The 12,391-nt window shown below is 73.5% G+C and carries 8 protein-coding genes; all 8 read right to left on the bottom strand.

Going from position 1 to position 12,391, the window contains the following annotated elements:
- Positions 1 to 39 precede the first annotated feature (39 nt).
- Entirely contained in the window at positions 40 to 981 is a 942-nt protein-coding gene (locus ACGFW6_RS39335; protein WP_393521143.1) for a sortase, read from the bottom strand.
- Positions 978 to 2,276, bottom strand: a complete 1,299-nt coding sequence (locus ACGFW6_RS39330) for an Ig-like domain-containing protein (protein WP_393521141.1) — start codon at positions 2,274 to 2,276, stop codon at positions 978 to 980. The genes ACGFW6_RS39335 and ACGFW6_RS39330 overlap by 4 nt, the downstream gene beginning before the upstream one ends.
- Positions 2,277 to 2,314: 38 nt before the next feature.
- Positions 2,315 to 3,244, bottom strand: coding sequence for a hypothetical protein (locus tag ACGFW6_RS39325; RefSeq protein WP_393521139.1), 930 nt, complete (start codon positions 3,242 to 3,244; stop codon positions 2,315 to 2,317).
- Positions 3,245 to 3,297: 53 nt separating this feature from the next.
- Positions 3,298 to 5,085, bottom strand: coding sequence for a WxL protein peptidoglycan domain-containing protein (locus tag ACGFW6_RS39320; RefSeq protein ID WP_393521137.1), 1,788 nt, complete (start codon positions 5,083 to 5,085; stop codon positions 3,298 to 3,300).
- Positions 5,086 to 5,240: 155 nt separating this feature from the next.
- On the bottom strand, positions 5,241 to 6,815 hold the full coding sequence (locus ACGFW6_RS39315) for an Ig-like domain-containing protein (protein ID WP_393521135.1): 1,575 nt from the start codon (positions 6,813 to 6,815) through the stop codon (positions 5,241 to 5,243).
- A 49-nt stretch (positions 6,816 to 6,864) separates the two neighbouring features.
- Positions 6,865 to 7,863 carry a hypothetical protein gene (locus ACGFW6_RS39310; RefSeq protein ID WP_393521133.1) on the bottom strand — a complete coding sequence of 333 codons (999 nt, stop codon included), beginning with the start codon at positions 7,861 to 7,863 and terminating at the stop codon, positions 6,865 to 6,867.
- Positions 7,864 to 7,965: 102 nt separating this feature from the next.
- Positions 7,966 to 10,623 (bottom strand): hypothetical protein, encoded by a 2,658-nt coding sequence (locus ACGFW6_RS39305; protein ID WP_393521131.1) that lies wholly within the window; start codon positions 10,621 to 10,623, stop codon positions 7,966 to 7,968.
- Positions 10,623 to 12,389, bottom strand: coding sequence for a phosphate ABC transporter substrate-binding protein PstS (gene pstS / locus ACGFW6_RS39300; RefSeq protein ID WP_393521129.1), 1,767 nt, complete (start codon positions 12,387 to 12,389; stop codon positions 10,623 to 10,625). The genes ACGFW6_RS39305 and pstS overlap by 1 nt, the downstream gene beginning before the upstream one ends.
- Positions 12,390 to 12,391: the final 2 nt, after the last annotated feature.

The following is a 12,391-nucleotide window of genomic DNA, read 5'->3' as shown; positions in this document are numbered from 1 at the left end:
TTCATCGGCGTCGGCCACGAGGGGCGTCGGGGCGGGTGGTCACAGCAGGTTGGGAAGGAGCAGCAGGGCCTGGTCGGCGACCACGAGGCCGAGCGCGCCGAGCAGCGGGACGCCGACGACCCAGGTGTGCCGTCGGCCCCAGCGGGCGCGCGCCCAGGCGAGGCCCGCGGCGGCCAGGGTGAGTGCCTGTCCCCACAGCACCAGCGGCAGCCAGGCCGACTGCTGGGCGGCCATCGGCTTCTCCTCCTCCGGCAGCGCGCCGGGGGCGAGGGCGGGTGCGGGCGTGGGCTGCGCGGTCGACACCAGGTCGGCGTCCACGCGCAGGATGCCCCGGGGCATGAAGGGCGTTCCGTCGGCCGTGATCAGCGTCAGCCGCCCCTTGTCCGCCGCGGGCACGGCCGGCTGGGGGTCGCCGGCCCGGCGCGGTCCGACGACCCGGTAGGTGTGCTTGCCCTGCCCCGTGGTCACGGTGAAGGTGTCGCCCGTGCTCAGCTCGCCGAGCCGCCGGAAGGGTCCGCCGTAGGTCGCCTGGCGGCCCATGACGACGCTGACTCCCGACTGGCCCGGCAGGGGGGTGTCCCTGCGGTGGCCGGGCCCGTGGGAGAGGTCGCCGGCCGTGGTGCCCTCGCGGATCACCTCGCGCACCCCGAGGCGGGGGATCGCCAGGATCGCCACGGGCTCACCGGCCTCGGGCGCCCGGCCGCCGCCCGCGGACCGCCCGACCGGTGCGGTGCCGTTGGCGAGGGCGGCACGGAACGCGGCGTAGTCGACCTGCCGGTCCCGGGCCTGCCGCAGATCGCCGACCACACCGGCGTCGGCGACGAAGCCGAGCAGCAGCGCGGCCAGGATGCTCAACGCCGCGCCGGCGACGCGCAGTCCGGGTCCGGCGGTGGGGCGGGCGGGCCGCGCCCGGCCGGGCCCGGGGGCCGACGCGCGGTCGGCCGCCTCGGGCCCGGCGGGGGCGATGACCGGTGCCGTCATCCGATCCTCACCGCGGCGGAGGTGGCGGTGCCGTTGGCGAATCCGGCACGCTTCGCCGTGACGGTCAGGGACAGCAGGTGGCCGCGGTCCGCCCCGGTGGGGGTGTACGTGGAGCGGGTGGCGCCGGTGATGGCCCGGCCGTCGCGCTTCCAGACGTAGCTGTACGACTGGGCGGCGGGGGTCCAGGTGCCGGGCTTGGCGGTCTGCCTGTAGCCGACCTTGCGGGTGCCGGTGAACGAGGGCTTTGTACCGTTCTTCAGGGCCGGGCCCAGGGCCACGGTCACCGAAGGACTGGTCGAGGTCGTGCTGCCGGTGCTGTTGGTGCCCTTCGCCCGGCAGGCGATCCTGTGCGCCTGGTCGGCGGCGCCGAGCGCGCGGGTGCGCCCGGTCGCGCCGCTGAGCACCGTGCCGTCCCGCAGCCAGGAGTACGCGACGGAGCTCGCGCCGCTGAACGTCACCGAGCAGGTCACGGTGGAGCCGACCCGGACCGTGCCGGTGACCTTCGCCGCCGAGACGACCGCCGGGGGCTTGATCCTGACCGTGTAGGACAGCGCCGCTGAGGTGGAGCCGGCGTGCACCGCCGGGTCGGCCGGTACGAACTGGGCCTTGAGCGCGTGGGTACCCACGGCCAGGGTGCTGGTGGTCTTGGTGGCCACGCCGCCGGAGACGGTGACCGTGCTGCCGATCTGGGTGGTGCCGTCGAGGAAGCGGACCGTGCCGGCCGCGGTGGCCGGGGAGACGGTCGCCGTCAGTTTCACGGACGTGCCCTGGACGACCGGGCCGGCCGGGCTCGCCGCGAGCTTGGTGGCCGTGGCGGTGACGGGTGCGGTGTTCTGGTACGCGGTGTTGGAGGTGAACCAGATCGGCGCGGTGAAGTCGCCGTGGGTCGCCGAGCCGAACGCGCCCCGGCAGGTGAGGGTGAAGTCGTAGCGGCCCTGGAGGGTGGTGAACCCTGCGGTGCTGGCGTAGTTGCGCATCGTGTCGGACAGCGGCACCACGATCCCGCCCTGCGGGGTGGTGGCGTACGTGCTGATCGGGGAGTTGCCCACGACGATCTGGCCGTCCGCGGGGAAGCCGGCGCCCTTGACGCCGACGATGAGGTTGGTCGCCGGGTCCGGGCAGGGCGCGGGCGTGGTCAGCGTGATGCCGCTGGTGTCGGTGCCGGTGGCCGGGGACACCTCCATCGGACCGAGGGCGTCGGCCTCGGCTCCGGTGGTGCCGAGCACGAGCGCCCCGGCGGCCAGCGCGGTGACGAGGGTGGCCGCCAGGGGGCGGCGTACGGCCTTGACCTGCATGGTGTGTCGTCTCTTCCTGTGGGGTCCGGGCACGGGATTCAGGCGGTCGGGGTGTCGGTGGCGGGGAAGTCCTCGCGCGGGCGGGCCCGGCGGACGATGACGAGGCCCGCGAGCACCAGCGCGGCGGACACGGCACCGAGCGCGCCCGCGTTGACGCCGGTGGCCGCCATGGAGCCGCCGCCGGAACCGCCGCCGGACGCACCGCCGCTGACGTCGGTGGAGATGTCCTGCGAACCGCCGCCGCCCGAGGTGCCGCCGTCGGCCGCCCCGGGGTCGGCCGGAACTCCGGTGTCGGTCGGCGTCGGGGTCTCGATGGGGAGGCCGGTGTCGGTCGGCGACCCGGTGTCCGTGGGCGTCCCGGTCGGCGGGTCGGTGGGCGTGGCCGTGTCCGTCGGCGTGCCCGAGTCCGTCGGGGTCGGGGTGGCGGTGTCCGTCGGCGTCGGTGTGTTGCCCCCTCCGGCCGGATCGGTGTTCTGGTAGGCGGTGTTGGAGGTGAACCAGACGGACGCGGCGAAGTCGCGCAGACTGGTGCCGTTGAAGGCGGTGCGGCAGGTCAGTGTGAAGTCGTAGCGGCCCTGGAGGGTGGTGAACCCTGCGGTGCTGGCGTAGTTGCGCATCGTGTCGGACAGCGGCACCACGATCCCGCCCTGCGGGGTGGTGCCGTAGGTGGTGATCGGGGAGTTGCCGACGACGTTCTGGCCGTCGGCGGGGAAGCCCGAGCCCTTCACGTCGATGATCAGGTTCGTGGCCTCGGCCGGACAGGCGGCGGAGGTGGTCAGGCTCATGCCTTCGGTGTCCGTACCGGTCGCGGGGGTCACGGACATGGCGGCGGGGGCCTCGGCGGCGGACGCCTGCACGACGGTGGCGGCGGTGACGAGCAGCCCGGCCGTGCCGCAGGCGGCGACGACCGAGCCGACGCGGACCGCGGCCGCCCTGGGCATCCGGGGTGTGCGGGGTGTGATGGACACGGGGTTTCTCTCCCTGGGCAGTTGGTTCGGTCGGTACGGGGTGTGGTGCGTGGTCACCGGCTCCGGGCCCGGCGTCCGCGCACCCGGAGGGCGACGCCGGTCGCCAGCGCCAGCAGGAAGACGCCGAATCCGGTGACGGACCAGGCGCTGAGGGCGGGGGCCGGGTCGGCGGCGGGCACGGCCCGGGCGTCGTCCGGCGGGACGGCGGCGCCGCCCTGCTCGGTCGGCGCCGGCGCGGGCTGTTCCTGTGACGGCCCGGACCGTCCGGGTGCGGCCGGTGTGCCGGCGCCCGGCGCCGACGCGGCCGGGCTCTGCGGCACCGGCGCCTTCTCGGGCAGCGCGACCTCGGTGCCGTCCCGGTAGGCGTGCTGCTGGGCGAACCGCAGCGAGCCGGTGAAGTTCCGCAGACCGCGCGGTTCGAAGGGGCCCTTGAGGCAGCTGACGGTGAAGGTGTACGTGCCGCTCAGGGCGGTGAATCCGGCGGTGCTGGCGTAGTCGCGCATGGTGTACGTCAGCGGGATGCTCAGCCCGGCACCCGGCACCTTCCCGTACGTGGTGAGGGGCGCGTTGCCGACGACGATCTGCCCGCCGCGCGGGAAGCCCGCCCCGGTGACGCGGGCGATGACGTTGGTGGTCTTCGCGGGGCAGGGCGCTTCGGCGGTGAGGGTGATGGGCTGGGTGTCGCTGCCCCTCGCCGGGGTGACCGCGAGTTTGTCGGCGTCCGCCGCGCGGGCGTCCACCGGGGTGCCCCCGACGACGGCACCGGCGGCCAGCAGGGTCACCGCCGCGAGGCCGACGGCCTGCTTCGGGCGGTACGCCGAACGCACCGGCGCGCTCTCGGTGTCGCGGCGCCGGCGACGGCGTATCAGGACGAGGGCGGCCACCGCGGCGAGCACCAGCAGCAGGGCCAGGAACGCCCAGGGCACGGCGGTGAAGGCCTCGGTGGAGGTGACGCGGGGCAGGATGCGGTGCTGGATGTCGCCGCGGACCGGCTCGGGGTCGATCGTGACGCTGGTCGTGTCCCGGAAGGCGGGCAGCACACCGGTGGCCTTCGCTGTCACGGCCACGGAGTCGCCCGGCAGCAGTTCGGGGAGGTCACGGAGTTTCGCCACCTCGGCCGTGCCGCCCAACCCGTCGCGGACGCTCACCGTCTGATGGGCCGCCAGCCGGACGTTGCCGGTGTTGCGGACGGTGTACGTCACCGTCGCGGTGCCCGTGCCGAAGGGGTTGGCGGTGCCCTGGTAGACGGTGCGCAGGTCCTCGACGGCGAGGCGGGGTGTGAGGGCGCCGGCCACTCGGAGGTAGACGCGTGCGCCGACCCGCTGGTCGAGGGCGACCTTGTTGCCCTTCTTGTCGGCGCCGGCCGCCGAGAGCGAGGCGACGATGCCGGCGGTGTGGTCGCCGGGGGTCGCCTTCGCTGGGACGGTCAGGGTGAAGGGGACGATGACGCGGGAGCGGGCGGGGACCTTCACCCGGTTCTCGCGCAGCTTGATCCAGGAGCCGGCGTCGGTGGGCCGGTGCTCGGCCGCGAACAGGTCGAAGCCGCCGTCGGCGGTGGTGAAGGCGTCCTGCGCGTACACCCGCAACGTCAGTGGCTTCCGGCCGTAGTTGAAGACGGCGATGTGGTCCTTGACGAGGGCGCCCGGAGTGGCGCCGTAGGAGAAGTTCGGCCGGGTGTCGGGCTTCTTCGCGGCCGAGGGCTGGACGCCGAACGTCGTGCGGCCGGGGCTGGTCCGTCCCCCGTCGCCGGGCGCGCCGGCCGACGCGTGCGCGGCCGGGAGGACGGCGAGGAGGCAGGCGGCCAGGACGGCGGCGATGCGGCGGGCCGATGTCGTGATCATGTCGGGGTCGTCCGTTCGGGCGCGGTACCGGTGCACGGGTGGGCGGGGGCCTGGTCGAGCGGGTGCGGCCGGGACGGGCAGGAGGGCTGCCCGTCCCGGCCCGGGGCGGATCCGCGGGGGATGTGGAGGTCCGCCCCGTCAGCCATCCGCCCGGGTCAGATGGCCGTCAGGGTGAGGGTGGCGGTGTAGGTGCCGGCGACGGTCGAGGTCGGCACGTTGAGGGCCAGGTCGGCGCCGAGGTGGGCGGTGCCCAGACCGGTGCCGTTCGCCAGCGAGCGGGAGGACTTCAGGCCGGCCGAGCCGGCGTCGCCGGGGGCGGCGCCGTGGGCAGCGGCGACCGCCGCACCCGCGGTGACCGTCTGGGACGCGCCCTTGTCGGTGACCTTCGGGGTCCAGCCCAGGTTCTGGCCGTTGATCTGGTGCGAGCCGCCGTCGGCGAAGTCGGTGACCTGGCCGCTGACGGACCAGCCGGGGTTGCCGGCGCGGGTGTCGGTGAGCGTGACCGGGTTGATCCCGCCCGCGGTGGTGAGCAGGTCGGCGTCGGTGTTCAGCTGCGGCGAGGGCAGCGTGACGTGCGGGTTGTCCACGCTGATGACGAGGGCGCCGGACTCGACGGTGGTGGTGATGTCCTGCGAGGCCGTCACGCCCTCGAAGGCACCGATCACGTACGGGACGTTGCCGGAGGTGGAGCCGGTGTGGGTGCCGGGGTCCGCGGGGACGAAGACGGCCGTGAAGGAGTGGTCGCCCTCGGCGAGGCTGCTGGTGCTGAAGGCCGCCTGGCCGCCCGCGACCTGCACCGTGCCCAGGGTGGTCGTGGTGCCGCCCACGGTGTCCTGGAACTTCACGGAACCGGCCGCGGAGGCGGGCGACACCGACGCGGTCATGGAGACGGGGCTGAACTTGTCCGCCGTACCGGCCGGGGAGACGGCCAGCGCGGTGGTGGTCGGGGTCGCCGGGGCGGCCTCGACGGAGAAGGCGACCGCGCTGGACGTCGAGCCGTTGTAGGCGGCGCTCGACGGGGTGAACACGGCGGTCAGCGAGTGGTTGCCGGCGCCGAGGCTGCTGGTGGTGAGCTGCGCCTGGCCGCCGGTGACGGCCACCGGGGCGCCGAGCGCGCCGCCGTTGTCACGGAACTGGACCTCACCGGCCGCGCCCGCGGGGGCGACGGTCGCGGTCAGCGTCACCGGGGTGCCCGCGGTGACCGGGGACGCCGGGGACACCGCGAGGGACGTGGTGGTGTCGGTCTTCACGGCCGGGTCGGTGTTCTGGTACGCCGTGTTGGACGTGAACCAGACCGAGGCCGGGAAGTCACCGAGGCTGGTGGCGTTGAACGCGGTACGGCAGGTGATGGTGAAGGTGTACTTGCCGGTCAGGGTGGTGAAGCCGGCCGTCTGGGCGTAGCCCCGCATGGTGTCGGTCAGCGGGATGATCAGCCCGCCGCCGGCCGTCGTGCCGTAGCTGCTGATCGGCGAGTTGCCGACCACGATCTGGCCGCCGGCGGGGAAGCCGGAGCCGGTGACCGAGGCGATGACGTTGGTGGCGTTGCCGGGGCAGGCGCCCGTGGTCGTCAGCGACATCGGGGAGGTGTCGGCGCCGGTGGCCGGGGTGACCTCGGCGGTGCCGATCTCGGCGGCCTGCGCGGCCGGGGCCGCGGCGATGCCGCCCGCGAGGACGGCGACCAGGCCCGCGAGGCCGCCCGCCAGGGCCCGCAGATGAGTCTTCTTCAGCACTGTCGTGCTCTCCTTCTGGAGGATGTTTTCCGAAGATCCGAACGGGGCGTCAGGAGGTCTGCTTGCTGGTGTCGCCGCAGTTCGGGTTGGTGGCGAAGCCGTAGGTGTTGATCACCGACGTCTGCTGGCAGACCAGGGAGTTGTTGCCGACGAAGACCGTGCTCCAGGGCGCGGTGCCGATCTTGCTCGTCGGGATGACGTTGTAGACGTCGCGCTTCACACCGAAGTTGCTGTTCAGAACGGTCGGCGCGAGACCGTCGACGGTGCCGAGGATCGCGCGGCCGCGGAGGTCGGCGATCGTCTGCGAGGCCTGCGAGTTGTACTGCGCGATGGAGAACGGGACGATCGACTTGTCGTCGAGGACCCGGCCGTCGTGCTCCTGGACCGGGCTGCCGTTCTTGGTGTCCTTGATGCAGGGGTAGACACCGGCGACGACGTCGGCGTCCGTGATGCCCATCTGGGACTCCCAGAAACTGCGGGTGCCCGAGCCGGCCTGCGGCAGGTACACCGTCAGGCTGTAGTTGGGGCCGGCGCCCACGTAGCCCGGGTCGCAGTGGTAGATGGCCTTGAGGTCGGCCAGCGTGAGCTTGCGCGGCACCGTGCTGGTGGGCGTGATCGCGTAGCTGACGGCGTCCACGGCGAACGGGACGTAGGTCAGACCCGGGCTCGCGGCGGCCAGGTTGAGGCTGGAGGAACGCGAGAAGTCCAGGCAGCCGTTGCCCGCCTGGAGGGAGTTCTGCAGGGCGGTGCGGCCGGCGCCGGAGCCGTTCGGGCGCGCGATGGTGCAACCGGGCGTGGCGGCCGGGTCCTTGGTGGTGATCTGGGCCGAGCCGGTGGCGTCGTAGGAGCCGATGACCTTGGTGCCGTTGATGGTGATGGCCTGGGCCATCCCGTTCATCACGTCCTGCGTGGTGTCGGAACCCACGCCGGCGAGCTGACGGTAGGTGGGCGGGCCGGCCGGGTCGGCGGCGGCCTGCGTGGCGCTGAGGGTGCCGGTGACCAGACCTGCGAGACCCACGGCGGCGACGGCGGCCATTCTCTTGTTCACGTGCTGTACCTCTCGATTAGGCTTTCGCCCGGGCGGTGGTGCCCGGCGCGGACTTTCGGACAGTTCGTTGGCGCGGACCTGTCGGTGTGTCGGGTGCGGGCATCACCTCCCTTCGCCGGTGGCGGACTTGGCCCTGGAGCGCCGGTCGGCGACGGCGGCGGCCAGTCGCGGCACGGCCCTCGGCAGGAGGGGGCCGCCGACGGCGGCGGCGAGACCGGTGACCAGGGCGATCAGCAGGGCGTAGCGCACGGCGCCGAGCGCCCACGCAGGGGTGCGCAGCAGCGGGCTGTCCTGGGCGGAGGCGGCGGCCGGTGCGGTGGACGGGGAGCCCGAGGGAGTGCCGCCGCTCGCGGCGGCGGACGGGGAAGCCCCGGTGCCCCCCGCACCACTCGCACCGGCCTGCCCGCCGGGGGACCCGGCGCCGCCGGCGAGGCCGGCACCTTGCGAGCCCGCGGCGACGGCTCCCCCGGTGTCACCGGAGCCGCCGGACACCGTGCCCGAACCGCCCGTCGAGCCCCCGGCCGTGGAGCCGCCGGCCGTCGGGCCCGGGGCCGGTGCCCCGGCCCGGGACGCGATGGCCTCGGCGGCGGCACGGGTACGACCGCGTACCTCGGCCGGCAGGGGGGCGTAGCCCTCGGGCAGGGTGCCCGCGGCCACGCCGGGCCGCTGGCCGTCGCCCGCCGCGTACCGCAGCAGGGCGGCGTAGTCGGTGCCCTCCTGCCGGGTGAGCTTCTCCGGCACGGTCGCGGCGTAGGTGAGCAGCGTCAGCGGATAGGCGTCACGGCTCCTGGTGGCCGGATCGGCGACCTCCACCCCGCTCACACCGCTCGCCCTCATCGCCGCCTGCCCGGCGAGCATTCCCCGGGTGTCGGGGGCGACGAACCGGCCGGCGGCGTTCTGCAGCCTGGCCGTCACCAGGCCGTAGCGCGCCGCCGTCGCCGTGTCGGTGAGGGCGAGGACGGCTCGCCGGCCCGCGGGCTGCGGGGGGTTCTTCTTGTAGCCGGGGGGTGTCGCGGTGTTGTCCCAGTTGGTGCGGGCCAGGGTGTCGCCGCGCGCGGCGGCGCGGGCGGCGGAGTGCAGGTCGGTGGCGTACGGGTGCTTGTCCTGGATGCACAGCGGGTGGTCGGGGTGGTCCTGGAACTGCTGGCAGAACGGGTCGCTCTTCGGGAACTCCTCCCGTGGCAGCTCCATGTCCTTGTAGTGCGGGTTGACCTTCATCCCGGAGAAGGCGGGGTCGCCGTACCGCCCCGCGTCGTCGGCGGTGCCGCTCAGGAACTCACGGGCGGCGGGGTCCTGGCGCACCCAGTTCCACAGCTCCCACGTGGCGTCGGCCAGTGCCTCCGGTACGAGCGCGTCACCGAGACTGCCGCCGAAACTGAGGTCCTGGTAGCCGGGGTTGTGCTTGAGGAACTCGGGGTCGGTGGCCAGGTTGAACGGGTTGTCCGCGGTGCTCGGCGCGAGCCGGGAATTGCCGTCCTGGTACGACTCGGTGAGCAGCTTGGCCACCAGTCGCGGGGTGAGGTTCAGCGAGGTCAGCCGGGCTCCGTCCCGTGCCTTGACGGCCGCGGGCGCGTTGAAGCCGGCCTGGCTCTCGATGAAGAAGCCGAGGGTCAGTCCCGACAGGGCGACCGGCGCGTAGACGGGCCGCTGCCCCGCCGGCACCTGATCGCCGGTGGCCGGACGGCCGAGGAACACCAGCCCGGGCGAGCCGGAGACCAGCTTGGCGCGCGCGGTGTCGTCGGTGACCTGGGCATAGCCGTAGATCGTCCTGCCGCCGGACTGGCAGAGAGCGGGCTGCCAGCGCGTGACGACCTCGGCGACGATCTCGTTGCCGAGCGTGCCCCGCTCGTCGGCTCCGATCGGGCAGAACCGCCCCATCGGCTCGAAGGCCAGCGGGACGACGAGCCGGTGCTTCCAGTTGCTCGCGGTCAGCGGCGAGGATTCCAGCAGGCCGCTGGACCGCGCGGTGTAGGCGCTGCCGTCGACCTCGCTCTCCCCGCGCGGCACGACGACCAGCCAGCACCTGCGCCCCGCCGTGGCCCCGGAGGCCCCGGCGGGCACCTCGCCGCATCCCAGGCCGGGCGCTTCCAGCCCGGTCTGCGCCTCGAAGTAGACCTCTCCGGTTCCGTCGGGTCCGGTGCGGGCGTACGGCACCTCGTTGGAGGTGTTCACGTCGTAGAACTCGTTCCAGTTCCCCTTCGTGATCACATCCCCGGTCACGGACCGGAACGGCACGTACGAGATCCCGGTCCCGGACGCCGGCGGCAGCTCCTGCGCCGGATCCTTCAGCCCGCCGTAGCTGAGCTGCCGGGTGTTGGTGTACGCCCCGGCGGCCTGACTACCGGCGCCGGCTCCCAGCGCGGAGGACCCACCGAACTGACACTGCTCGGGATCGGGCCCACCGCTCCCGTCCCCCCAGCACTGCATGATCTGGAGGTAGTCGGCGGCGTAGGTGGTGTCCGAGACGGTGGGGGCACCGCCCTTCCACGACACCCGGACGACCTGGTTGACGAGGTTCCGGGTCTGACTGACCGTCACCTTCAGGTCCGCGAACGGCCCTTCACCGGAGACGGTCACATCGGAGGAGGAGTCGGCGGCCGATGCGGGCCCGGGCGAGACGAGCACGGCGACGCCGATGACGGAGAGCAGGGCGACCGCGACGCACAGGAAGGTGCGGATGAACCTGCGTGCAACGCCCTTCAGGGGCGCGGGGAACTGCGCGACGAGCCACGACGGCGCCGCGGACGACGAACGACCCATCACGGCCGCCCCTGCGGAGCTCGAAGTCTCCGGCCGATCAGGGGCGGCCCCACCGTGATCGCCAGCAACAGCACACCGGCCAGCGCCATCAACGCGGTACGCGTCCCCCCACTGATACTCCGCGCCGTGCTGACGGGCTGGGCGAACGCGTCCGCCCCGGTCCCGCCGCCCGCGGCACCCCCGGCCCCGATGACCTGCCCGGTGTCCGGGTCGATCGACGTCCCCCCGCCACTCGCGGCGGGCGTCCCGGACGCACCCCCGGAGCCGGCGCCCCCGGACCCGCCGGTGGCTCCGGCAGCCGTTCCGCCCGTCGCGGTCCCACCGGCCCCGCCGGTCCCGCCGCCACCGGACGCGCCGGCACCGCCCGAGGCACCCGCGGAACCCGTCCCCGGGCCACCGGACGCGCCCCCACCGGAGCCCCCGCTCCCCGAACCCCCGCCCACCTGGGTCGGCGCCTTGGCACCCCCCGTACCGGTGGAGCACTGGCCGGCGCCCTTCTTGTCGCACGCGGGCGGGTAAGGCGCGGTCTTGACCAGCGTGTTGGTGCCGTCCGGCGAGAACGTCGGGTTGTTGCACTTCCTGATGTCGACGCTCTCGACGTCGACCCCGGGGATCCTGCGGACCTGCTTCAGCCCGGCCTGCACGAGGTTGATCGGCAGCGGCGAGTACCCGAGGCTGTCGACGCGCTGCTGGCCCTGGCAGAGGAAGTAGTACGAGAAGGCGCCGAGCGTCTTGCCCTTCTGGGCGTTGAAGTTCGACTCCAGCCTGGTCGGGATGATCATGTAGCTGTAGCTGGAGAGCGGGTAGCTGCGCGCGTCCGAGTCGTTGTAGACACGGTCGAGCTTCTGGGTCAGATACGCCGGGGACGCGGCGTTCTCCTCGATGTCCGCCTTGGTCAGCGCCACCGCCACGTTCTTCGCGGTCGGCTCGACGTAGTACCCGGCCCTGTTGAGCACCTTGGCGACCGGGAAACCGGTCGTGTACACGGCGTACGAGTACTCGACGTAGGTGATCGTGCCGACATTGCCGGCCTGGGCGACATAGCCGGAGACACCGTTCGAGCCCGACTGCCCGACGAAGCCGCCGCCGGGTACGACCGGGTAGTTGGAGGTCGCCCCGCACGGGGTGGTGCGGCCGGCGCGGCGGCAGTAGGCGTCCCACAGACCTGCGTGCTGCTTGCTCAGCCAGGTGGTGAACTGGGCGGTCGTACCGGAGCCGTCGGAGCGGACCACCGGGACGACCCGGCGGGCGGGCAGCGCGTTGGCCAGGGCCGGGTTGTCGGCCTTGACGGCGGGGTCGTTCCAGGTCCTGATCTGCCCGGTGAACATCTTGGCGATGACCTCGCCGGACAGCCGCAGGTTGGTCACCCGGCGGTTGCCGATGGTGAGGTTGTACATGAACGAGGTACCGCCGGCCACGATCGGCATGTACGCGTACTTGCGGGACGGCGGTGAGTCGACGACGCCCGAGTCCTTGATGCCGTACGGGATTTCGGAGACGGCGTAGTCCACGGTGCCGTTGCGGAACTGGTTGCGGCCGTCGGAGGAGCCGGTGCCGTTGTAGTTCACGGTCATGCCGTACTGCTTGACGTTGGCCCGCCACTGGTCGAGCGCGTTCTGGCTCCAGGTGGAGCCCGCGCCCGAGATCGGCACGTAGGTCGCGGCGCCGGCGGGTACGGCGCCGACCAGCAGGGCGGCCAGAAGGACGAGGGCGGTCACGGCTCTCGTACGCAGGCGTGCGGAGGTGGCCGGAAGTGATCCGGGCATGA

This window comes from Streptomyces sp. Y7 (assembly GCF_043195415.1).
Taxonomy (GTDB): domain Bacteria; phylum Actinomycetota; class Actinomycetes; order Streptomycetales; family Streptomycetaceae; genus Streptomyces.
This window is presented reverse-complemented; position numbering and strand designations above follow the sequence as displayed.